Origin of the sequence: Corynebacterium pollutisoli (assembly GCF_900177745.1) — a bacterium.
Taxonomy (GTDB): Bacteria; Actinomycetota; Actinomycetes; order Mycobacteriales; family Mycobacteriaceae; genus Corynebacterium; species Corynebacterium pollutisoli.
On sequence record NZ_FXAR01000001.1, the window covers coordinates 328,024 to 351,580 of the forward strand.

Annotated in this window: 20 protein-coding genes; 11 read left to right on the forward strand and 9 right to left on the reverse strand. The window is 68.5% G+C overall.

Features of this window, described 5'->3' with window-relative positions; translation table 11 throughout:
- Positions 1-19: 19 nt before the first annotated feature.
- Positions 20-1,303, reverse strand: a complete 1,284-nt coding sequence (locus B9Y70_RS01630; RefSeq protein WP_085548492.1) for a galactokinase family protein — start codon at positions 1,301-1,303, stop codon at positions 20-22.
- A gap of 112 nt (positions 1,304-1,415) precedes the next feature.
- Between B9Y70_RS01630 and B9Y70_RS01635 the strand changes: the two genes are divergently transcribed.
- Positions 1,416-1,637, forward strand: a complete 222-nt coding sequence (locus B9Y70_RS01635; RefSeq protein ID WP_085548493.1) for a hypothetical protein — start codon at positions 1,416-1,418, stop codon at positions 1,635-1,637.
- Positions 1,638-1,702: 65 nt separating this feature from the next.
- On the opposite strand, the gene B9Y70_RS01640 is transcribed toward B9Y70_RS01635, so the two are convergent.
- Complete coding sequence (locus B9Y70_RS01640) at positions 1,703-3,523, reverse strand: CYTH and CHAD domain-containing protein (RefSeq protein WP_085548494.1); 1,821 nt, start codon at positions 3,521-3,523, stop codon at positions 1,703-1,705.
- Between the two features lie 68 nt (positions 3,524-3,591).
- A complete protein-coding gene (locus tag B9Y70_RS01645) occupies positions 3,592-4,677 on the reverse strand; it encodes a DUF2786 domain-containing protein (RefSeq protein WP_159449764.1) in 1,086 nt (361 codons plus the stop codon).
- Positions 4,678-4,873: 196 nt separating this feature from the next.
- On the opposite strand from B9Y70_RS01645, the gene B9Y70_RS01650 reads away from it, so the two are divergent.
- The 4 genes from B9Y70_RS01650 (at position 4,874) to B9Y70_RS01665 (ending at position 10,493) form a co-directional block, all read left to right on the forward strand.
- Entirely contained in the window at positions 4,874-6,211 is a 1,338-nt protein-coding gene (locus B9Y70_RS01650) for a glutamine synthetase family protein (protein WP_085548496.1), read from the forward strand.
- Positions 6,212-6,242: 31 nt separating this feature from the next.
- Positions 6,243-9,320, forward strand: coding sequence for a bifunctional [glutamine synthetase] adenylyltransferase/[glutamine synthetase]-adenylyl-L-tyrosine phosphorylase (locus tag B9Y70_RS01655; RefSeq protein WP_085548497.1), 3,078 nt, complete (start codon positions 6,243-6,245; stop codon positions 9,318-9,320).
- A 99-nt stretch (positions 9,321-9,419) separates the two neighbouring features.
- Entirely contained in the window at positions 9,420-9,749 is a 330-nt protein-coding gene (locus B9Y70_RS01660) for a hypothetical protein (protein WP_143337465.1), read from the forward strand.
- A gap of 39 nt (positions 9,750-9,788) precedes the next feature.
- The gene (locus tag B9Y70_RS01665; protein WP_085548498.1) at positions 9,789-10,493 is read left to right on the forward strand and encodes an AAA family ATPase; all 705 of its coding nucleotides are present in this window, start codon (positions 9,789-9,791) and stop codon (positions 10,491-10,493) included.
- Here B9Y70_RS01665 and B9Y70_RS01670 read toward each other — a convergent pair whose 3' ends face one another.
- Positions 10,494-10,973 (reverse strand): excalibur calcium-binding domain-containing protein, encoded by a 480-nt coding sequence (locus tag B9Y70_RS01670; RefSeq protein WP_240309086.1) that lies wholly within the window; start codon positions 10,971-10,973, stop codon positions 10,494-10,496. It lies immediately after the preceding gene.
- Between the two features lie 212 nt (positions 10,974-11,185).
- Positions 11,186-12,544, reverse strand: a complete 1,359-nt coding sequence (locus tag B9Y70_RS01675) for an MFS transporter (protein ID WP_085548499.1) — start codon at positions 12,542-12,544, stop codon at positions 11,186-11,188.
- Positions 12,545-12,929: 385 nt separating this feature from the next.
- On the opposite strand from B9Y70_RS01675, the gene thrC reads away from it, so the two are divergent.
- From thrC to B9Y70_RS01695, 5 genes are read left to right on the forward strand one after another with little or no spacing between them, the layout of a single operon-like run.
- Positions 12,930-14,372 (forward strand): threonine synthase, encoded by a 1,443-nt coding sequence (gene thrC / locus B9Y70_RS01680; protein ID WP_085548813.1) that lies wholly within the window; start codon positions 12,930-12,932, stop codon positions 14,370-14,372.
- Between the two features lie 8 nt (positions 14,373-14,380).
- On the forward strand, positions 14,381-14,518 hold the full coding sequence (locus tag B9Y70_RS12720) for a hypothetical protein (RefSeq protein ID WP_159449765.1): 138 nt from the start codon (positions 14,381-14,383) through the stop codon (positions 14,516-14,518).
- Complete coding sequence (locus tag B9Y70_RS01685) at positions 14,515-15,372, forward strand: trypsin-like serine protease (RefSeq protein WP_143337466.1); 858 nt, start codon at positions 14,515-14,517, stop codon at positions 15,370-15,372. Before B9Y70_RS12720 ends, B9Y70_RS01685 begins: the two co-directional genes overlap by 4 nt.
- Positions 15,369-18,500, forward strand: coding sequence for an exonuclease domain-containing protein (locus B9Y70_RS01690; RefSeq protein ID WP_159449766.1), 3,132 nt, complete (start codon positions 15,369-15,371; stop codon positions 18,498-18,500). The genes B9Y70_RS01685 and B9Y70_RS01690 overlap by 4 nt, the downstream gene beginning before the upstream one ends.
- A gap of 13 nt (positions 18,501-18,513) precedes the next feature.
- Positions 18,514-19,041, forward strand: a complete 528-nt coding sequence (locus tag B9Y70_RS01695) for an NUDIX hydrolase (RefSeq protein ID WP_085548502.1) — start codon at positions 18,514-18,516, stop codon at positions 19,039-19,041.
- A 102-nt stretch (positions 19,042-19,143) separates the two neighbouring features.
- Here the strand turns inward: B9Y70_RS01695 and B9Y70_RS01700 are convergent, their stop codons facing one another.
- The 4 genes from B9Y70_RS01700 to B9Y70_RS01710 form a co-directional block, all read right to left on the reverse strand.
- A complete protein-coding gene (locus B9Y70_RS01700; protein WP_085548503.1) occupies positions 19,144-19,494 on the reverse strand; it encodes a zinc ribbon domain-containing protein YjdM in 351 nt (116 codons plus the stop codon).
- Positions 19,495-19,512: 18 nt separating this feature from the next.
- Positions 19,513-19,668 (reverse strand): hypothetical protein, encoded by a 156-nt coding sequence (locus B9Y70_RS12725; protein ID WP_159449767.1) that lies wholly within the window; start codon positions 19,666-19,668, stop codon positions 19,513-19,515.
- Positions 19,669-19,677: 9 nt separating this feature from the next.
- On the reverse strand, positions 19,678-21,078 hold the full coding sequence (gene glnA, locus B9Y70_RS01705) for a type I glutamate--ammonia ligase (protein WP_240309117.1): 1,401 nt from the start codon (positions 21,076-21,078) through the stop codon (positions 19,678-19,680).
- Positions 21,079-21,148: 70 nt separating this feature from the next.
- Entirely contained in the window at positions 21,149-22,249 is a 1,101-nt protein-coding gene (locus B9Y70_RS01710) for an ornithine cyclodeaminase family protein (protein ID WP_240309118.1), read from the reverse strand.
- 322 nt (positions 22,250-22,571) lie between these two features.
- Between B9Y70_RS01710 and B9Y70_RS01715 the strand changes: the two genes are divergently transcribed.
- Entirely contained in the window at positions 22,572-23,549 is a 978-nt protein-coding gene (locus B9Y70_RS01715; RefSeq protein ID WP_085548506.1) for a metal ABC transporter substrate-binding protein, read from the forward strand.
- Positions 23,550-23,557 lie beyond the last annotated feature (8 nt).

Genomic DNA, 23,557 nt, shown 5'->3' on the forward strand with positions numbered 1-23,557 from the left:
CGCTACCCTGTGATCTGGATCACCGTCCAGCATCGGCGAGGCCCGCCACGCGGCCGCGACCCAGGCGGATGACCGCCAGGCCGTCGTCGGCGAGATCCTGCGTGAAGTTCGGGGCGCGACGGGTCTCGACTCCCGCGATGACCGCCTCCACGTTGCCCGCCGAGGCCGCGCGGGCACCGAGCGCGCCGCGGACGATGCACAACTGCACCATCGCCTCGGAACCCAGCAGGCCGTAGGGGCCGGTGAGTCCCGACTGCGACTGGGCGATGAGGTGCCAGATGTCGTCAATGCGGCGGGCCCGCAGTGCGCGAGCCATGCGCAGACCGCGCTCGGTCTCCCGCTCCTCGAATGCCAGCCACGCAGCCGCGTCGCCGATCTCGGGCGTGTTCTCCTCGCCGTGGACCTTGTGTACCGCGGTCAGCCATTCGATGACGCGCTGGGAGGCGTCGGGCAGCAGGCGCAGCGACTCGGTGCCGAACGCGCGGCACGCCTCCTCGACGAAACGACGACGACGCAGAATCTCCGCGGAGCGGTCGACGCGGGCCTGCTCCACTGTGATGGCGTAGAACTCCAGGTCGCCGGACTGCGGGTGTGGGGCCTGCGTGACCGAACCATCCGCGTAGTCGATGACCGACACCGAGTCGTACTGCCCCCGCAGCGCCGCCGTGTAGCGGGCGCGGAGCGGCGGAACCGGGGAGAACATCTCGGCGGCCTGATGGCAGACCTCGGCGATGCGGGCGCGCACCGGGGCATCGTCGAGATCATCGCCGTCACCCAGCAGGGCCAGGGCAAAGGCGACGCCGCGGGCGGCCTCGTCGCCGAGACCCGCCCCGTCCGGAATGTCGTTGACGATCGTGACGTCGAGGCCACCCGTGTCCCGCGACAGCAGCTGCCGGTTGATGAGCGTCCACACGATCCCCGCCAGCTGCACCGCCAGACCGCCCTCGGGGGCGGGCGGAGTCTCCGGACGCCCCCGCTCATCGATGACCGGCTGACGCGCCGCCGCCAGATCGGCGATGACGCCCATGCTCACCTCGTCGGTGAGCTTCTCGACGCCGTGCGCCGTCGTGTCGTGCATCGTGACCGAGACCAGGTCGTCGGCGCGCGGGGACAGAGCCACCGCCACCTCCGGTTCGGCGAGTGCCGCGAGGACCACACCCCCGGAGTGGTCCACGTGCTCACCGATGAGCAGCCACGTCGCCGGGGCGTGCGCCACATGGGACGGGGCGCGTCCGGTCCTCTCCTGGTGGGCGGTGGTCGCGCGCTCGGCGACCGGCACATCGTTCACGGGCCACATCGGCATGTTCTCGATCTCCTTACATTCGTGACATTCCCCACCTTAGTCGTCGACCCCATCCCCCGAGCACAGGTAGCCTGGGCTGCATAGAACACCCGAATCTCCGTAGGAGGACAGCATGGAACCCGATGACCTGAAGTGGTACTTCGACCCGTCGACCGGTGAGGTCACCCAGGGCAAGGAAGGATCCTGGGACGACCGCATGGGCCCCTACGACACCCGCGAGGAGGCCGCCGGTGCCCTCGAGCGGGCCGCGGCCCGTAACGCCGCCGCCGACGCCGAGGATGAGGCGGACGACGACTGGGGCGAGCCGGCGTCCTGGGAGCACGACAAGAAGTAGCCCGACCCCGAGCCAGCCCCGCCCACCGGCGACCTTCCGGTGGGCGGGGCTGTGATGTGCGGCGGCTACTTCCTGTTCTTCTTGGCTGCCTTCTCGGCCTTCTTGCGCTCCTCCTTGCGGTTCTCCTTCACCGACTTCATGAGGCGCTCGTAAGCCGCCTTGATGGCCTTGACCTCCTCGGCGTACACCTCGAGGGACTTCATTCCGATCGCGCGCTCACGCTGGTAGAGCAGCCCGTAGCCGAAGGTGTCCTCGCCACGGCGGCGGGCCGCGTTGGCCATGTGGACGAGCTTGTCGCGGGAGGTCACCGCATCCTGGAAGTCACCGAGGCTCGACTGCATCGCCTTGCAGGCGTTGTAGAGGCGCTTGGTCTTCAGCTTCGTGGCCGCACCGACCGCCTCGGCGGCGTAGCGCAGCTTCTTGGCGGACTTGCGCATGTCGTGGAAGTACTCCTCACGCTCGTGCAGCGTGAGCTCCAGGTTGTCCCAGTTGTCCACGGCCTTCTTGTGACGCTTCATCAGCTTCCGGTAGGCCTGCTCGAGGTGCTCGGAGAGGATCTGCTCGACCTCCTCCGGGGTCTGGGCGTGACGCACCTGGGTTTCCGGGGGCAGGTCGACCTCCTCCGGGTCGACACCGTCGGTGGCCACCTCCATGACCGGATGGCCGGGCCCGCCCTCGGCGACCATCTCGAGATCGGCGGCGGCCTCCTCTTCGGTGACGGGCTCCGCGATTCCCTCCTGCGGGACGGGCATGTAGGCGTGGGCGCCGGCCACCGGAGGATCGGCCAGGAGGGCATCGATGGCGTCGAGCAGGTCGAGGTAGCGGTCGGAGTTGAGCGTGGCGACGACACGGCGGTGGGCGCGGCGGTACTCCTCACCCATGTCGTGGCGCAGGTGTTCACGGGTGGTCTCGTCGAGGACATCGGAGTCCTCCGAGTCGAGCAGGCGGAGGAAGCGCTCCTCCACGACCTCGGCGTCGCGGGCGTAGCCGAGCATGCCGGCCAGCAGCTTCAGCTCGGACTCGATGTACTCCAGTTCCTCACCGCCGAGGATGCCGTTGAAGGTCTCCATGTGGCTGCGCAGCTCACGGGTGGCCACGCGCATCTGGTGGACGGAGTCCCACTCGTCGCGACGAACCTTCGGGTCGTACTCGTGCAGCTTGTCGCGGTTGAGCTTGAGGGCGGCGATGACCGCTGCAGCCGGAGACTCCGGGTCGACATCCGCGTTGACCAGGAACGGCGGCAGCGGTGCGGAGGAACCGGAGTCGCCGAGCGCCATGGCCAGCTTCGAGGGTGAGGAGGAGACCCGGGCACCGGCGCTGACGAAGACCTGGGAGGCGGACAGCAGCAGCGGGTTGCCCACCGTCGTGGCCGGAGTCTCACCGGACAGCTCGATCTCCCACTCACGCCATGCGGTGTGAGCCCCACCCTGCAGCAGTGACCAGGCGGAGACGTGATCGTCGCAGAACTCGGCGACCGGGGTGCCGTCGGCGGACGCCAGGGTCGACTCCACGCGCTCGTTGTCCACCTGTGCGATGGGGTGGAGCTCCTCGCGGCGCACGAGGGCCCGCACCTGGGCGACGATGTCCTCCGGCACCTCGTAGCGGCCGTTGACCATCTCACCCAGCGGGGCGTGGATCTCCAGACGGCCACCGACACCAGGGAGCTTGATGTGCCAGCCGTCGTCGTCCCCACCCTCGCGGCGACGCAAGGTGATCTTGGAACGGGTCAGGCGCAGGTCGGCGGTGTCGTAGTAGATGGCGGACAGGCGGTGGGTCTTCGTCGACGCAATGGAGTCGACCCCCTCCAGCCGGGTGAGATCCGGGACGACGGCGGTGCTCGGGACGGCGAACTTCGCCTCGACTTCGAGGAACGTGCTGGTGGACATGGCTGAATCCTCCTGGGTGGCTGCCGGTGGAAGGGGAGGTGTGATCTGTTGATTCCAATCTACCGCTGTCAGGCACCGCCCACGGCAGTCCTCTCCGGGCCGAGGTGTGAGCGCTCGGCCGCGCGGATGCCGTCCGTTGCTCCCGGGGCGTGGAAACGGTGGCTCATGGACAGTGTCGCGGTGTGCGGGAAGATCCGGGCGAACGCCTCCTCGGCGATGACGCTGCGCTTCGCCAGAACCGGCAGGGCACGGGCCTGTTCCTCCGGGCTCGTCTCGGTGGAGGAGGTCGCCTCGGTGAGCAGGTCGCCGATGCGGTAGGCGTAGCTCTGCAGGAAGGATCGTCGGTAGGCTGCGGTCTCTCCCCGGTGGGCGGCCGCGACCGCGCCAGGGGAGTGGCGCATGAAGTGGTCCCGCTGACGGTTGAGGCTGGCGAACAGCTCCGCGGTGTGCTGCACGTCGTCCGGGTGGCCGACGAGTGCGGCGATACCCACCTCGGTGCTGAGGATGGCCCGGCAGGAGTTGGCGACGGCGATGTTCGCCAGCAACAGGTGCTGGAACCGGACCCAGGGGGCGGTGAGGTGGATGCGGACGGTCACCACCGCGCCCGGTGCAGTGTCGTCCCCGTCGAGGCTGTCGATGCGGTAACGCTGGCGCAACTGCTGGGCCTTGGCGATGAGTGTCTCCGCCTCCTCTGAGAAGGTCGTCGATTCCGCCTTCTTCAGCAGGCCGGTGATCCGGTGGCGGGCCCGTTGTTGTTCCGGGGTGAGGGTGTCCGCCCCGGCCGACTGCAGGCACGCCAGGTCCGTGAGATCGTCGGTTCCCGACAGGCAGGGGAGTCCGTCGACCGCTTCCAGGAGCGGCTCGAGTTCGGAGACCGGGGCGAGGGGGCGCCGCCGGAGGGAGGGTGGGCGACACTGGCGCTGCCAGGCGGTGCGGATCCGGTCGGGTGCCACCGCGGTGACCTGTCGCAGAACCGATCGCAGATGTGGGTCGATGGTGGGGCCGGCGACGTGACGGAGGTCGTCGGGTGCCCAACCGTGGCGGGCCAGATGGATGAGGCGGTCGCTGAGCATGATCTGGAGGGCGGCGCGGTAATTGTCGTCGGAGAACGAGGGGGCGTCGTCGAAATTGAGGGACCGGTGGGGAGAGTTCATCGTGGGACTCCTTACGAATGGACGTTCGATCGGGTGGTGTGCCTGCAGTAGATCACCCGCCCCGAACATGGCCACCCCCGCTTCTGTCGCTTACCCGTTCTGACCAGGTGAGTCTGGGTGAATTCACCACCCCCGATCCTGAGTTCCGTCGCAGAGCCGGCACAGTCATGTCGGGTGCGCAATTAGAGTTGGGTTCATGAATCGCCAACAGGAATTCGTGCTCCGTGCGGTCGAAGAGAGGGACATCCGATTCATCCGGCTGTGGTTCACCGACATCCTCGGGTACCTCAAGTCCGTGATGATGAGCCCATCCGAACTGGAGGGCGCGTTCGAGGAGGGGGTCGGCTTCGACGGCTCCTCCATCGAGGGCTTGTCCCGCATCTCCGAGTCGGACACCATCGCCCTGCCGGACCCCTCCACCTTCCAGGTGCTGCCGTTCGACACCGACAACCCCGAACTGCAGACGGCGCGGATGTTCTGCGACATCACCATGCCCGACGGCCAACCCTCCTGGTCGGACCCGCGGCAGATCCTCCGTCGGCAGGTCGAGCTGGCCGCCGATGAGGGCTTCACCTGCATGATCTCCCCGGAGGTCGAGTTCTATCTGTTCAGCGAGGGAGCCGGCCCGGGGGAGATCATCCCGACGGACAACGGCGGCTACTTCGACCAGGCGACGCACAACATGGCACCCCGCTTCCGTCGGGAAGCGATGACCGCGCTCGACGCCATGGGCATCGCGACCGAGTTCTCGCACCACGAGACCGCGCCGGGTCAGCAGGAGATCGATCTGCGGCACGCGGATGCCCTGACCATGGCCGACAGCATCATGACGTTCCGCTACCTCATCAAGCAGGTGGCCACCGCCAACGGCGTCCGCGCCACGTTCATGCCCAAGCCCTTCACCGAGTACGCGGGCTCGGCGATGCACTCGCACATCTCCCTGTTCGAGGGCGACACCAACGCCTTCCACGACCCGGACGACGAGATCTCCCTGTCGAAGACGGCGAAGCACTTCATCGCCGGCATCCTGCGGCACGCGCAGGAGATCTCCGCGGTGACCAACCAGTGGCCGAACTCCTACAAGCGCATCGTGTTCGGCAACGAGGCCCCGACGTCCGCCACGTGGGGTGTCTCCAACCGCTCGGCGCTGGTGAGGGTGCCCACCTACCGACTGGCGAAGGCGGATTCCCGTCGTGTCGAGGTCCGTTCCCTCGACTCGGCCTGCAACCCTTACCTGGCGTTCTCGGTCCTGCTCGGCGCGGGTCTCAAGGGCATCCGGGAGGAGTACGAGCTCGAGGATCCGGCCGAGGACGACATCTCGGCACTGACCCGCCGCGAGCGTCTGGCCATGGGCTACAAGGACCTGCCGGCCTCCCTCGACCAGGCGCTGCGGGTGCTGGAGAAGTCCGACTTCGTCGCCGACATCCTCGGCGAGCAGGTCTACGAGTACTTCCTGCGGTCCAAGTGGAACGAGTGGCACAACTACCAGGAGCAGATCACGCCCTGGGAGCTGCGGAACACTCTGGACTACTGACCCATTTTCAGAGCGTAGGAGAGCAGCGAGCATGACCCGCACCATCGTCCCGTCGCCGGCGGTCCTCAGCCTCACCGGCCCCCGCGCCGCCGAGGACCTCGCCCACCTGGGCTGGGACAACGAGGAATCCGTCGACCTGCTGTGGGCGCTGGCCGGGTCCGGCGACGCCGATCTGGCCCTCAACACGCTCATCCGCATCGTCTCCGCCCTCGGCAACGACCGCGCGGAACTCGACGACGCCCTGCGCCGCGACGCCGGGCTGCGCGTCCGCCTCTTCGCCCTGCTCGGCGGGTCCACAGCCCTCGGCGACCACCTGGCCGCCAACCCGCACCTGTGGCAGGAACTCGCCCGCGGCCTGCCCACCCCGGAGGAACTCATGCAGGCGATGCTGGGCGCGGTCGACGCCGTCCCCGCCGAGTTCGACGTCGCCGAGGAACCCGAGGGCGTCACCGACACCGCGACCACCGACCTGACCACCCCCGGCACCTACCGCGCCAGGATCGCCGAACCGCAGGCGGCCACCGCCCTCCGGCTGACCTACCGCACCCTCATCATGCGGATCGCCGCCCACGACCTCGCCGGCACCTTCGCCGCTCGCCGCGGGGAGGTCCCCGAACAGCCCGTCATTCCGTTCACCACCGTGACCGGCCTGCTCACCGCCTTAGCTGATGCCGCGCTCACCGCCGCTCTCGCCGTCGCCGTGGCGGGCGTCTACGGGGAGGAGAAGGGCGTCGACACACGCCTGGCCGTCATGGCCATGGGCAAGTGCGGCGCCGGGGAACTCAACTACATCTCCGACGTCGACGTCATCTTCGTCGCCGAACCCGCCACCCCGAAGGCCACCCGCCTGGCCGGCGAGTTCATGCGGATCGGCTCGAAGGCCTTCTTCGAGGTCGACGCCAACCTCCGCCCGGAGGGCAAGTCCGGGGCGCTGGCGCGCACCCTCGACAGCCACCTCGCCTACTACAAGCGCTGGGCCGAGACCTGGGAGTTCCAGGCACTGCTCAAGGCCCGCCCCATGACCGGCTCCATGGACCTGGGGCGTGACTACATCGAGGCGCTGGCCCCCATGGTGTGGACCGCCTCGCAGCGCGACTCCTTCGTCGACGACGTGCAGGCGATGCGCCGCCGCGTGCTGGAGAACGTGCCCGAGGCGATGCGCGACCGCGAGCTCAAGCTCGGAACCGGCGGCCTGCGCGATGTGGAGTTCGCCATCCAGCTGCTGCAGCTGGTCCACGGCCGCTCCGATGAATCCCTGCGCGTCCTGTCCACGGTGGACGCGCTGGAGGCGCTCGTCCACGGCGGCTATGTCGGTCGCGAGGACGGGCACCAGCTCATCGAGGCCTACGAGTTCCTCCGTCTGCTCGAGCACCGCCTGCAGCTGCACCGACTGCGCCGGACCCACACCATGCCGGCGGACGATGACCAGCGCAACCTCGCCTGGCTCGCCGCCACCTCCGGCTTCTCCGCCTCCGGCAAGAAGACGGCCGTCGACGCCATGCAGAAGCACCTGCGCGGTATCCGTCTGCTCATCTCCGACCTGCACCAGCGCCTGTTCTACCGGCCGCTGCTGCACACCGTGGTCAACCTCTCCGTCGACGAGATCACCCTGTCCCCGGAGGCAGCGAAGCTGCAGCTGGCGGCCCTCGGCTACCGTCACCCGGCCCGCGCATTCGAGCATCTCACCGCCCTGGCGGCCGGCGGGTCCCGCAAGGCGAAGCTGCAGGCCATGCTCCTGCCGACGCTGATGACCTGGCTGTCGGACACCGCTGACCCGGATGCGGGTCTGCTCAACTACCGCAAACTCTCCGACGCCGCGTACAACCGCGTGTGGTTCCTGCGCATGCTGCGCGACGAGGGGGTCGTGGGCCAGCGGCTCATGCGCATCCTCGGTACCTCGCCGTACACGTCGGACCTCATCATCTCCTCGCCGGACTTCGTCAAGCAGCTCGGTGACGGTGCCAGCGGGCCGAAGGTCATGGATCCGGCTCCGGACCAGGTGTGCAAGGCCCTGGTGGCCTCCTCGAAACGGCACATGGATCCGGACCGGGCCGTCTCCGTGGCGCGCTCGTTGCGGCGCGTCGAACTGGCGCGCATCGCCTCGGCCGACCTGCTCGACTTCATGCCCGTCGACCAGGTGTGCATGGAGCTCTCCCTCGTGTGGGATGCGGTGCTGCAGGCCAGCCTGCTCGCGGAGGTGCGGTGGAGCCTCGATCAGCTGGGTCTCGAGGAACCCCCGGCCCGCATCGCGATCATCGGCATGGGCCGTCTCGGCGGTGCCGAACTCGGCTACGGTTCCGACGCGGACGTCATGTTTGTCTGCGACCCGGTGGACGGGGTGGAGGACACCGAGGCGGTGAAGTGGGCGACGAGCATCTGTGACGGTATGCGCGCCCGCCTGTCGAAGCCCTCCGGCGACCCTCCGCTCGAGGTCGATCTGGGACTGCGCCCCGAGGGCCGCTCCGGTGCTGCTGTACGCACCATCGAGTCGTACGAGCGCTACTACCGCGAGTGGGGCGAGGTGTGGGAGATCCAGGCGCTGCTCCGCGCAACCGTGGTCGCCGGCGACGAGGACCTGGGACGCCGCTTCCTGGAGATGATCGACCGGTTCCGCTATCCGGAGGAGGGGGCGTCGGCAAGCGACATCCGCGAGATCCGCCGGATGAAGGCGCGCATCGACGACGAGCGACTACCCCGCGGCGCGGACCGCAACACCCACACCAAGCTGGGGCGCGGCGCGCTCACCGACATCGAGTGGACGGCGCAGCTGCTCACCATGATGCACGCCCACGAGCATGAGGAACTCCACAACACCTCGACGCTCGAGGTACTCGACGTCGTCGCGGAGAAGAAGATCATCCCCGCCGAGCAGGTCGCCGTCCTCCGGGAGGCGTGGCTGTGCGCCACGAACGCCCGCAACGCCCTCGTGCTGGTCAAGGGGCGTCGCACGGATCAGCTCCCCGGACCCGGGCCCGCCCTGGCGCAGGTCGCCGGTGCGGCCGGCTGGGACCCCGATGACTACCAGGGCTTCCTCGAGCACTACCTGCGGCTGACCCGCAAGGCCCGTCAGATCGTCGACGAGGTGTTCTGGGGCGAATCAGCCCCGTGACCCTGAGTCGGGGTGAGGCGTGACCCCTAAGGGTGATGACACCTGCCCCGCCACGCGCTTACGCTGGGGCCCATCACCCCGAAACATGAGGAGCCGACAATGTCTCTTTCCCTGTCCATCGATCTGAACGACGCCACCTTCGCCGACCTGCGCGCGCTCGTCGACGCCGCCCGCACCGCCGGCGTCAGCGACGACATCCGCCTCGAACTCGAGGACACCACCCTCATCGTCACCGCGTCCGACACCGCCGACCGTGACGAGGCCGTCGACGCCCCGGCAAGCGGCACCACACCCCGCAACGAACACCACCGTGGCCCCTTCAGTTCCGGAAACTGGGGCGGGCAGGGCAGCCAGATCGGCGACGCCGCCATCCGCAGCGTCATCGACATCCTCACCGGCCGCCAGGAACCGCCGCGCCGTAACGACTGACCGTCGCAAAGAGGTGACCTCCGCCACTAGCATGGACTCATGTTCATCCGATCAGTGCGCGTGGACCCCATCCGGGAGGACACCTACATCCGCGACATCCCCGTGGTGCGACACCTGTCGCACCGGGATCCGCTGCGCCTGGCGTCGCCGGTCACCTGCTTCGTCGGTGACAACGGTTCCGGAAAATCCACGTTGGTCGAGGCCATCGCCATCGCCGCGGGCTTCGACCCCGGCGGCGGGCCCCTCCGCCACGCGGATTTCCAGGGCCGGATCCACCCCACCCACTCACCGCTCGCGCGGTGGCTGTCCCTGCGCGGACGGGCCATCCCGGAACGCGGTTACTTCCTCCGTGCCGAGACCCACTACGACACGGTGACCATCTTCGACACGCTTCCCGACGCCACCGAGACCCGTCACGCCATGTCCCACGGCGAGTCCGTGCTGTCGATCCTCGCCGACCACGTCCACGGAGCGGGCCTCTACATTTTCGATGAGCCCGAGTCCGGCCTGTCGGTGGTCAGGCAGATGGCGCTCGCCGCCGAGATCCACCAGGCGGTCCAGCGGGGTGCGCAGTTCATCATCGCCACGCACTCGCCGATCATGCTGGCCATCCCGGACGCGGCGATCATCGACATCACCGAGGATGGTCTCGAGGACACCGTCTACGAGGAGGCGGAGGCGGTCATCGCCACCCGCGAGTTCCTCGAGGACCCGCAGGGCACGATCCGCTACATCCTGGGCTGACTATTCGCAGGCGATGCCGTCGCCGTCCCGGTCCAGGTGCCTGCCGTAACCCGGCTCGCCCTGGTAGATCGGGGCGACGCCCGCCGCGCGGGCGGCGGTGCAGTTCTGGTAGTATGCGGCTGCTGGTGCGGGGGCTGGCGCTGGTGCGGGGGCCGGTGCCTCAAACGCGGCGGCCTGGATCGTTTCGGTCACCACGACCGTCTCGACGACCGGTTCCGCGTGGACGGTCTCGACGACGGTTTCGACGACCGGCTCGGCGTGGATGGTCTCGGTGACGGGTGCGGGCACCTCGGTCACCGTCTCGGTGACCGGTTCCGGGGTGACGGTGACGGTCTCGGTGAACGGATCCGGGATGATGTACATCGTCTCGGTGACCGGGGCCAGCGTCACGGTGGTGGTGGACACGGAGGTCTGCGTGACCCGCACCGTGGTCGTCGTGGCGATGTCGGCCACCGCCGCGATCTGAGTGTCGCGCTCCACGGGCGGGAGGCCACAGCTCGTCAGCAGGAGACCGGCGGACACGAGCGCGATCGGGACGGTCCGTCGGATTCGGGGCGACGAAGGGGTGAAGGTCTGCACGGGGCCTCGCTGGCGTCGAGAAGCAAAAATTGCTGCCACCCGAACAGGTGACAGCAACTGAGAATACTCCCCGGGGTAACTTATTCAACTTCGGGGAAGTGTGTGGGGGTGGGTTACTTCTCGGCGGAGCTGTCCACGATGCGCACGGTGCCGCGGCCGGCGCGGGCGCGGCGGCGTCGGCTGACGATGATCCGGAAGGTGATGAGTCCGATCCAGCCGAATCCCCACACGAGGTGAATGGCCCACCAGGAGGCCCGGAAATCGGCCCACGTGTAGTCCTGCCCCTGCGAGTAGTGGTCGAGCAGGAGGCCGACGGCCTGGGCCGCGAACATGCCGGCGAAGAAGCCGCCCATGTTGGACATGCCCGTGGCGGTGGCGACGATGCGGCGGTCGAGGTCCTCGCGGATGTCGTCGAAACCGTAGTTGGACGTCGGGGTGAACAGGGCCATGAGCACGTTGACCATGATGATGGCCGTCACGCCGCGTGGCTCCTCCGGCAGGAAGAATATGATCCAGGTGAAGCCGATGACACCCGCGAAGACGATGGCGGCGACGACACGGTTGTTGCCCAGCCGGGCGGAGATCGGGCCGAGGATGGGGCCGGCGAACATCGACGCGATGACGTTGATCGTCAGGACCATACCGATGGTGGCGGGGGACAGTCCCATGCCCAGCGTCATGAGCGGCACGCCCCACAGGAGGGTGAACACGATCTGCGGCATCATCGACGCGTAGTGGTTGAAGAAACCCTGCCAGCACAGCGGTTCGCGGAACACCGTCAGCAGCAGGCGGCCGATGGGCATCTTGTCCGGTGGGGACTGCTTCTCCCGGACGTGGCCGGAATCCTTCTCCAGCTTCGACGCCGCCCACGTCTCGGGGGAGTCGGCGACGGCTACACCGGCGGCGATGGCGATGAGCAGACCGGTGGCACCGAGGCTGATGAACGCGGTGGTCCAGCCCGGACCGTGGAGCAGCGCCAGGAAGGGCACCGCGGAGAGGAACTGGCCGATCTGGCCGATGGCCGCGGTCATCTGGGTGAACAGCGGGGTCTTCTTCAGCGGGAACCAGTACGGCAGGATGCGCATGACCGACAGGAACGCGGTGGCGTCACCGGCACCGATGAGGACACGGGCACCGATGGCCACCCAGTAGGAGCTGGTGAAACCGAGCAGGACCTGCCCGGACGCCATGATGATCGCGCCGACGACCAGCAGTCGACGGGGTCCGAAACGGTCGATGAGCATGCCGACCGGGATCTGCGCGAAGGCGTAGACACCGATCTGGACGGCGGTGAACACGGCGATGCGGGAGGCGTCGACACCGAACCGGTCGATCGCGTCCACCGAGGCGACACCGAAGGAGGTGCGTCCGGTGATGGCGACGACGTACACCAGCACGGCGGTCACCCAGACAATGACGGCCTTGCGGGTCACCTGCTCGCGGGGGTGTGGGGTCAGTATCGATTGAGTCACGTGTCACACCCTATACCCTTCGGTCAGACCACAGCGTGCTTACCGTACTTTTTCTTGCGGCGCCGACCACGGGTGGATGGGGCCGTGGCCGTGGCCGTGATCGATCGTCCAGACGGTTGCGAAGACAGCCGCCACCACCTGGACTGCCCACCAGAGGCTGCGTCCGGACGACGACGCCGACCGCGGTTCCGCCTGGTCCGCTCCGCCGCCGTACACCGGGTACGTGCAGGAGCGTGGCTCCGCGCGAGCACGGTGTACTCGCGTGGTCGGCCCACCCGCAGGTTCTTCACCCCTACCCATCCTAGAGGTGCGCGGGGTGGATGCCACCCGTGGAGAGGGTGGGATAACAGGCACACCCGCGGGGGCGCAACGTATGGTGTTCAACGTGGATTACATTTCGACGCGCGACTCCTCCCGTACTCCCGCCACCTTCACCGACATCCTGCTCGGTGGGCTGGCCCCCGACGGCGGTCTCTACCTGCCCGCCGAATACCCGCAGCTGAGCGACGAGCAGCTCACCGCCTGGCGTTCCCTGCTGGCGGAGAAGGGGTACGCCGCCGTGGCCGCGGAGGTGCTGAAGATCTTCGTCGACGACATCCCAGCGGAGGATCTCGAGGGCATTGCGGCCCGCGCCTACACCACCCCGAAGTTCGCCGACGAGGAGATCGTCCCCGTCACCGAGCTGGAGGACGGCCTCTACATCGGCCACCTCTCCGAGGGCCCGACCGCCGCGTTCAAGGACATGGCGATGCAGTTGCTCGGTGAGCTCTTCGAGTACGAGCTGGCCCGTCGCGGCGAGACCCTCAACATCCTCGGCGCCACCTCGGGTGACACCGGTTCCTCCGCGGAGTACGCCATGCGCGGCCGGAAGGGTATCCGCGTGTTCATGCTCACCCCGGCCGGTCGTATGACCCCGTTCCAGCAGGCGCAGATGTTCGGTCTGGAGGATCCGAACATCTTCAACATCGCCCTCGACGGCGTCTTCGACGACTGCCAGGACGTGGTCAAGGCCGTCTCCGCCGACGCCGCCTACAAGGCCGAGAACCGCATCGGTGCGGTCAACTCCATCAACTGGGCCCGCCTCATGGCGCAGGTGGTCTACTACATCACCTCGTGGATGAAGGTGACGGAGTCCAACGACCAGAAGGTCTCCTTCTCCGTGCCCACGGGCAACTTCGGTGACATCTGCTCCGGCCACATCGCCCGCCGGATGGGCCTGCCGATCGACCGCCTCATCGTGGCCACCAACGAGAACGACGTCCTCGACGAATTCTTCCGCACCGGCAACTACCGCCCGCGCCCGGCCTCCGAGACGATGGCGACGTCCTCGCCGTCGATGGACATCTCCCGCGCCTCCAACTTCGAGCGCTTCGTCTTCGACCTCCTGGGCCGCGACGCCGACCGCATCGCGCAGCACTTCGGCGTCGACGTCAAGGCCGACGGTTTCTCGCTTGCCGACGATCCCGCCTTCCCCGACGCCGCCGGGAAGTACGGATTCCTGTCCGGCCGCTCCACCCACCAGGACCGCCTGGACACGATCAAGGACGTGTGGGAGCGCCTGGAGGTCATGCTCGATCCGCACACCGCCGACGGCGTCAAGGTCGCCCGCGAGTGGCGCGCCGAGGTGGACACCCCGATCGTCTGCCTGGAGACCGCCCTGCCGGTGAAGTTCGCCGAGACCATCGAGGAGGCCACCGGCACCACCCCGGAGACCCCGGAGCGTTTCGCCGGCATCCTCGACGCCGACCGCCACGTCACCGACCTGCCGAACGACGCGGACACCGTCAAGCAGTTCATCACCGACTCGATCCGTACGACGGCGGTGTAACCATGGGCATGCAGTTCAAGATGAGCCAGGAGTACTTCGAGGACTTCGATCCGGAGAAGTTCGCCGAGATGATCAAGGCGAAGGCCGCGGCAGAACAGGCCGAGCAGGCCGGTCAGGCCGAGGACGACGGCGTCGATAAGCAGTGAGAACGCCCGCCTGGGCGGGCCTGGCGGCGGTGACCATCGCGGGTGTCGGCGCGGTCATCGCCTGGTCCGTGGATGAGCAGCGACAGAACCCGACACCCATCGCCGAGATCATCGCGGCCGCCCCGGCCCAGGTGGAGGCCGAGTACCGCGCGCCCGCGGCCAGCCCGTGGGCGCCGGGCACATCGGTGATGATCACCAGGACGTTGCCCGTCCCGGGTGAGACCATCCAGGTCGGGCAGTGCACCGTCGCGTACAGCTTCACGGCGGGGGAGCGCTCCTTCGCCGTCACCGCGTCCCACTGCGGCAGCCCGGGGGACCACGTGTGGCCCACCGCCGACGGGGAGGCCGCCGACTTCGCGTCGCCCGTCGGGCAGTTCCTCTACTCCGACCTCTACGACGAGCAGTCGAGCCGCCTGGACGTGGGGGTCATCGAGATCACCAACCCGTGGTACGCGATGACGTCCCCCGCGCAGTCCATCCCGACGGTCGTGGCGGAACTCGTCGGCGACCTGCCGGAGACGATCTGCAAGTACGGGATGACCACCGGCGAGACGTGCGGCACCCCCATCAACCAGACGGGCATCGAGATCCTCGCCGACCATGACGGCACCGAACTGCGGGCGGTCGCCGCCACCGCCGCCGTGTGTGCCCGCGCGGGGGATTCCGGTGGTCCGGTGTACGCCGACATCGAGGGGCAGCGGGTCATCGTCGGCCTCGTCTCCGGCACCCGCGACGCCGCCCGCGAGCTCAGCTGCGACGACCCCGCCGCCGGCCCGATGACCATGTCGTACACGTCCATGCCCGCCATCCAGACCGTCCTGGACCGGGTCGTCCCGGAGGCCGAATACCAGTGACCCTCGCTTTCAAGACCGCCGTCCTCGACCTCGAGACCACCGGTTTTCGCTCCACCGATCGCGTCATCGAGGTCGGTGTCGTGCTTCTCGACGAGAACCTCGCCGTCGAGGACACCTGGCAGACCCTCGTCCAGCCGGACCGCGACATCGACAACTCCCACGTCCACGGCATCACCGCCTCCGACCTCGTCGGTGCCCCGCGGTTCTCCGGGATCGCCGCCGAGCTCGCCGCGCTTCTCGACGACCGCGTCCTCGTAGCCCACAACGCCCCCTTCGACACGCGTTTTCTCGCCGCCGAGTTCGCTCGCCTCGACATCGACCTGCCGGCGGCCACCGCCTGGTCCCTGTGCACCCGCGTGCTCTCCCGCGAGTTGCTGCCCGGCGCCCCGGAACGACTCTCCGAGTGCCTCACCTGCGTCGGCGTGCACAACGCCCTCCCGCACGCCGCCGTGGCCGACGCCGCCGCGACCGCCGACCTCTTCCGCTGCCTCGTCACCGACCACGGGGCCCGCTGCGACGATGTCCGGCCCCTGCTCTGGCCGCGGCCCGATCTGCCGCCCGAACCCCTCCGCGTGCGGGGACGCACCGAGACCGGGCACTGGTTCGAACGCCTCACCGCCAGCGTGCCCGCCACCGGTGTCGCCGAGGTCGACTCCTACCGCCGCCTGCTGCGTGGCGCCCTCCTCGACCACCACCTCTCACTCAGTGAGATCGAGCAGCTCGTCGCCGAGGCGGAGACACTGGGCCTCAGCCGCGAGGAGGTCATGGACATCCACCTCGACTACGTCCGTCAGCTCGCTGTCGAGGCGTGGGCCGACGGGGTGGTCACCGCCGCGGAACGCACCCACCTCCACGACATCGCGGTGCAGCTGGCCGTCAGCCCCACCTCGGTCGACGAGCTGCTCGCTGAACCGGTCTACGGGGAGGTCGAGGACTACGGTCTCCAGCCCGGTGACCGGGTCGCCTTCACCGGCGCGCTGACGCTGGGTCGCGACACCTGGGAGCAACGCGCCCGCGCCGCCGGCCTCGACGTCGGTGGTGTCACCCGCGGCAGCGTCGTGCTCGTCGCCGCCAACCCGGACTCCATGAGCGGCAAGGCGCGCAAGGCCCGCGACTACGGGGTGCCCGTCGTCGACGAGACGACCTTCGCCCGCATGCTCAGTGAACTCATCCCCGTGGGGGAGCCGGAGCCGGAGGACACCCCCGACTTCTCCGCCGTGTTCCCCTGGCTCACCTCCCTCGGGGTGCAGCCTGCCGGACCCGACGACATCGCGCAGGCCTGGCTGCAGCGCCACCGCACGGTGCCCCTCCACGAACTCTCGCCGCGCCTCGACCCGGCCGAGGTCCCGGACTCCCTGCCGCGCACCGGCAACGTCGTCGCCCGCTGGCTCAACCTCTATCCGCGTCCGCTCGACGCCTCCGCCACCCAGCTCGCCGATGTCCCCGGCTTCGGCCGCCTCCGCGTCCACCGCACCATCGTGGCGGTCGTCCACTCGGCTCTCGACGCCCCGCCCGGCGACTACCTGGCCATGGCCACCGAGGACATCTACCTCGACGACACCGAGGCCGGCGGCGGCGTCGCCCGTGAGGTCGAGACCCTCGCCGAATGGCTGGCCCTGACCGGCACGCAGCCCGAGCTCCCGGCGGAGGTTCCCGCCGCGGTGCGCCGCGCCCTGGACACCCTGGCGGGCGACTCCTACTGGTCCGACCCCGCCGCGGACGCCATCGGCCGGGTGCGCAGCGAGATCAGCCGCCGCATCGGCAGCGACCCGCGTGACCGGGACATCTACACCGGCCGCATCATGGGCACCCGCACCCTCGAGGAGATCGGCGCTGACCACGGCGTCTCCCGCGAGCGCATCCGCCAGCTGGAGACCCGGCTCAAGCGCCGCCTCGTCGAACCCGACGACACCCTCCACCTCGTGCTCGACGCCCTGCCGCAGCGCTATGGCGCCCTGGCCGCCGTAGCTGATCTGCTGCGCGACCTGCCCGCACTCGACACCGTGCTCGACGTGCTGGCCTGGCTCGCCGACGCCTGGGAGATCCGTGGTGACTGGTTCCAGCGCACCGGGTTCGACGACGACCTCGCCCAGGCACTCACCGACTTCGCCGACGAGTTCGGTGTCGCGTCGTTGGCGGCGGTGGCGGACAACCTGGGCGTCGATAAGCAGGTCCTGGCCGCGCGCCTGGCCGGGGAGGTCACCGTCCACGGCGACCACCTGCTCACCCGGACCCGCTCGGCACAGGACCGGGCGGCCGCGCTGCTGGCCATCGAGGGCGAGCCGCTCACCGGACCCTCCCTGGTGGAGCGCCTCGGGGAGGCCAATCCGCGCACCCTCTACAACGCCATGGGTGCCGATCCTCGTATCATCCGCGTCGGCCGCGACCGCTGGGCACTGGCCGCCTGGGGCCTGGAGGAGTACTCCACGCTCGCCGAGTGGATCGGGCAGCGCGTCGAGACCGGGCCCGTCCCGCTGCTGCGCCTGCTCGAGGAGGCGCAGGCCCTCGGCGTCGCGGAGAGCTCCGTGCGCACCTACGCCAGCTCCGTCGAGTTCCAGACCGTCGACGGGATGGTCAGCCGCGCCGACGAGGTGCAGGAGATCGACGCCGACCCCGATGAGACCCCCGGCCTCTACCGCGTCAACGGCGACCTCCACCTGCTCACCACCGTCACCCACGATCACCTGCGCGGCTCCGGTTCCGGCATCCCCCGCGGCCTCGCTGCCGCCCTCGAGGTGCCGGTGCTGGAGAAGAAGACCCTGGTCAGCGACCTCGGCGACCAGACCGTGAGCAACGGCCGCAGTGGCGCGACCGTCGGCAGCATCCGCCGCTTCCTCGAGGCCGCCGACATCGGAGAGGGCGAGCGCATCTGGCTGCAGTTCACCGCCGACGGGCGTTTCGACGTCCAGCGTGCCACCCCGCGCCGCGCCGGGTCCGGCCTCGCGGAGGTGCTCAACGTCACCGGCCTGGACACCTGGTTCGCGCCCGCCGAGGATGCCCTCGGGCGTGTCAACGCCGCGATCGGCCTTGACGCCGGAGCGCCGCGCCGCCGCACTGTGTCACGCTTCCGGCACCGCCGCCAGGACGACATCGCCGACCTCATCGCCGACCTCATCACCGCCCTGTAGAAAGGATCGCCCCGTGCCCACCCCCGACTTCATCCTCCGCCTCCGCGAGAAGATCGGCACCGACGAACTGTGGCTGCCGGCCGTGACCGCCGTGGTCATCCGTGACGTCCCGCCGGGAGCCCCGTTGTGGGAAGTCCCGTCGGTGCTGCTGGTCAAGCGCGCCGACAACGGCGAATGGACCCCGGTGTGCGGCATCTGCGAGCCCGGCGAGGACCCCCAGGTCACCGCCGTGCGGGAGGTCAAGGAGGAGACGCTTCTCGACGCCCGCGTCGAGGCCCTCCTCGGCGTCGGTGCCATCGGCCCCGTCGAGTACTCCAACGGGGACGTCACCCGCTACATGGACACCTCGATGCGACTGAGCGTCGTCGGCTCCGACGAGCCCGCCGTGGGCGACGACGAGTCCACCGACGTCGGCTGGTTCTCCGTGGCGCAGCTCCCGCCGATCAACCCGCGCTTCCGGATGGTCATCGCGGATGCTGTGGCGCAGATGAAGCACCCGGGTGGTTTCCGGCCGCGGATGGGGTACCGGAAGCGCTCGTAATTACGATGTTCGTAAATACGAGCACCCCGACCATGCCGCGCAACGCATAACAGCAGGTCGTCGCCGGCATGCGATGGCGCTTATGATCGTAATTACGAGCGGCTAGATCTTCTTCACGATGGAGCTCTTGAGCTTCATCTGCCCGAAGCCGTCGACGCGGGCGTCGATGTCGTGGCCGTCGCTGGCGTCGACAAGCCGGATGTTGCGGACGGTCGTGCCGGCCTTGATGGGCTGGCTCGCTCCCTTGACCTTGAGGGTCTTGACCACGGTGACGGTGTCACCGTCGGCCAGGACGTTCCCGACGGAGTCCTTGATCACCGGTGCCGCGTCGGCCTCCTCGGCGGCCTGCGGATCCCACTCGTGGCCGCACTCGGGGCAGACGAGGAGGGGATCCATCTCGTAGGTGTACTCGCTGCCGCATTCGGGACAGGGCGGGAAGTCAGTGTCGCTCATACCGGTCATTATGGCACCTCACGGCCGCTCCTCCCAGAGCGCGTCCTCCGGCTCGTCGACGGCGGGGGAGGACTCGCCGTCCCGGATTCCCCAGGCCTTGAGGTACTGCGCCGACGCCCACCAGGTGGCTCCGATGCCGATGAGGGCGGCCGGGATGAGGACGGCGAGTGTCATGCCCCGAACCTAGCAGTTGAAGTAGAGCTCGAACTCCTTGGGAGTCGGGCCCTGGCGCAGCGGGTTGATCTCGTTGTCGTACTTCAGCTCGATGTAGTTCTCGATGAGATCCTCGGTGAACACGTCGCCCTCGGTGAGGAAGTCGTGGTCGTTCTCCAGGGCGTAGAGGGAGGACTCGAGAGAGTGCGGGACGCGGGGGACCTGCTGGGCCTCCTCGGGCGGCAGCTCGTAGAGGTCCTTGTCCACGGGGTCGCCGGGCTCGATGCGGTTCTTGATGCCGTCGAGACCCGCCAGCAGCTGCGCCGCGAACCCCAGGTAGGGGTTGCCGGACGGATCCGGGGCACGGAACTCGATGCGCTTGGCCTTCGGTGACGGACCCGTGACCGGGATGCGGATCGCGGCGGAGCGGTTGCGCTGGGAGTAGACGAGGTTCACCGGGGCCTCGAAACCGGAGTAGAGGCGGCGGTAGGAGTTGACGGTCGGGTTGGTGAACGCCAGGACCGCCGGGGCATGCGCCAGCAGGCCGCCGATGTAGTGGCGGGCGGTGTCGGAGAGGCCGGCGTAGCCCTCCTCGTCGTAGAACAGCGGCTTGCCGTCCTTCCACAGGGACTGGTGGGCGTGCATGCCGCAGCCGCCGTCGTCGAGAAGCGGTTTGGGCATGAAGGTGGCGACCTTGCCGTGCTCGTCGGCGGTGTTCTTCACGACGTACTTGAACTTCTGCAGGTCATCGGCCGCGTGCAGGAGGGTGTTGAACTTGTAGTTGACCTCCTGGATGCCGCCGGTGGCCACCTCGTGGTGGAAACGCTCGATCTCGAAGCCCACCTGGGAGAGGTGGTGCGCGATCTCGTCGCGGACCGGGATGGTCTTGTCGTAGGGGGCGACGGGGAAGTAGCCGTCGTTGACGCGGATCTTGTTGCCCAGGTTGGGGGAGCCGTCGATCATGGTCTCGGCGTCGGAGTTCCACCAGCCCTCGTCGGAGTCGACCTGGTGGAAGGAGCGGTGCACGTCGGTGGAGTAGCGCACGGAGTCGAAGACGAAGAACTCGGCCTCGGCACCGATGAAGCACTCGTCGGCGATGCCGGTGGAGCGCATGTACTCCTCGGCCTTGCGGGCGATGTTGCGGGGGTCGCGCGAGAACGGCTCGTGGGTGAAGGGGTCGTGCACGAAGAACTGCATGTTCACCGTCTTGCGTCGCCGGAAAGGGTCGACGTAGGCGGTGGAGACGTCCGGAAGGAGCGTCATGTCGGACTCGTCGACCGTGGTGAAGCCCGCGATCGACGAGCCGTCGAAGGCGAAGCCCTCGGCTGCGGTCTCCTCGGTGAGGGCCGACGCAGGCACGGTCAGCGCGTGTTCGATGCCGGGGACGTCCGTGAAGCGGATGTCCAGGTATTCCACCCCCTCATCGCGCATGAAGTCGATCAGGGCAGCGGTGGATTCGAAGGACACGTCGGGTGTCAGGGCTCCTAGATAGGGGGTGTGTTTACTTCAGGACGGGGGCTTCCCACAGGTTCAGCTTCGTGCCGATGCCCTTGTCGAGGGCGTTGTGGTAGACGTCGTAGGCCCAGGCCACGTCCTCGACGGGCATGCCGCCGATGGAGTAGCAGAAGATCTGCTCGTCGTTCTCGCGGCCCGGGGCGCGGCCGGCGGCGATGTCACCGATGTTGACCAGGCGCTCCTTGGGGAGGGTGCCCTCCTCGGTCATGTCCCACCAGCGGTTGCCGGGGATGCCGAGCAGCTCCTCGTAGGTGACGTCGGGGCCGTTCTCGTTGAACCACTCGGCGTAGAGGCCGGTGTAGTCGACGACGAGGTTGGCGTCGTCGGAGGTGATGAAGTCGTCGTCGAAACGCGCGGCGGCGGGGCACAGGATGAGCGCGCCGGGCTTGATCCACTCCTTCTTGAAGTACGGGAAGCCGGAGGGTCCGTCCGGGGAGGTGGAGGTGCCGGCGATGAGGATGTCGGAGCCCTCGATGGCGGCCTGCTCGGAGTCGACGACCTCGATGGACTCCAGCTGCGGGTAGGTCTCCCGGAACCACTCGGCGACCCGCTGGGTGGAGCCGGCGGAGCGGCCCTTGATCTTCACGTACTTGATGGAGGGGCGCTGCGAGTAGGCGGCGTCGAAGATGGTGCGGGACATGACGCCGGGGCCGATGATGCCGACGGTCTCGGCGTTCTCGACGGCCAGGTGCTTGACTCCCACACCGGGGACCGCACCGGTGCGGTAGGCGGAGAGCAGGTTGGCGGACATCATGGCCAGCGGGGCACCGGTGACGGCGTCGTTGAGCACGAAGACGTGGATGGAGCGCGGCAGGTCGTGGTTGCGGTTCTCGGTGTTGGAGCCGTACCACTTGACGCCGGCGGAGCGGAAGCGGCCGCCGAGGTAGGCGGGCATGGCCATGAAGCGGCGGTCCGGGCCGTCGGCGGGCATGCCCTCGTGCTCGGGGTTCTTCGGGAAGTTGATCTGTGCGCCGTGCGAGTTCGCGGAGGCGCCGGCCATACGGTAGTCACCGTCGGCGAGCAGGATGAGGGTCTCCTCCATGGTCTCCACGCAGGCCGCCGAGTCGGTCACCCCCGCCTCGATCATGTCCGGCTCGCTGAGCCAGAGGGTGTCAATGCGGGGGGTGTCTGCGTAGGGGGAGGTCACATCTGCCTTTCAGTCGGGGCTGTCAGCCCCCCACCCTACATAAGCGAAACCTTCGGAAATGGTGTGCAAATGCCGCGATGGCGTGATCAATACTGGTGAGACGGTGGATCCGGCGGTGCCGTCACTTTACCCCCTTTCGGGGTTTCGCTCCTCGCTTATCGACGCCCGCCCGACTCCCTTCCGGTTGGCGGAATCCGGAGGTGAGGGTACTATTGGTAATAGTTTTCAGTAGGTTTTCGTTAACGATTTCAGGAGGGCCCACATGCGGTCTCGTTTCGCCATCGGTCTGGTCGCCACCACCGCACTCGTCCTGTCCGCGTGTTCGGACGCCGATACCGCCGACACCACGGGCGCCAAAGCCGAGCAAGCCGCCGGGGACATCTCCCTCGTCGTCACCACCACCCCGCTCGGTTCCGTCACCGAGCAGATCGCCACCTGCGCCGGCGGCACCTCGACCACCCTCATGCCGGTCAACGCCGACCCGCACGATTTCTCCGCCTCCTCCGCCCAGGTGGCCGACATGGTCAAGGCCGACCTCGTCATCGCCAACGGTCTGGGGCTCGAGGGCGGCCTCGACGCCTCCCTGCAGCAGGTCGAGGCCGACGGCACCGAGGTTCTCCACGTCGCCGAGCACATTGACCCGCTGCCGTGGGGTGACCACGACCACGAGCACGCCCACGAGGAGGAGGGCCACGAGGGCCACAACCACGGCGACCTCGACCCGCACTTCTGGCTGGACGTCGCCCGCATGGTCGAGGCCGCGCAGCTCATCGGTGACGAGGTCGCGGAGCGCACCGGCGACGACACCTGGTCCGAGTGCGGCGCCGAGGTCTCCGGGGAGCTCACCGCCCTCGACGAGGAGATCCGCGAGGACCTCTCCGTCATCCCGGAGGAGCGTCGCACCATCGTCACCGACCACGAGGCCTTCGGCTACTTCAACAACGCCTACGACTTCCACTCCGCCGGCGTGGTCATCCCGGGTGGTTCCACCGAGGCGCAGCCGTCCTCGGCGGATCTGGCGTCGCTCGCCGGCGTCATCCGGGAGGAGAACGTCCCGGTCATCTTCACCAACGCCGCCGTCAACCAGACGCTGGTTGACGCCCTGGCCGCCGAGGTGGGCGAGGACGTCCAGGTGGTCTCCCTGTACGAGGGTTCCGTCGGCCCGAAGGACGGTCCGGCCGCTGACTACCAGGGCATGATGCGCGAGAACGCACGACTCATCGTCGAGGCGCTGGGTTAACTAGAGTT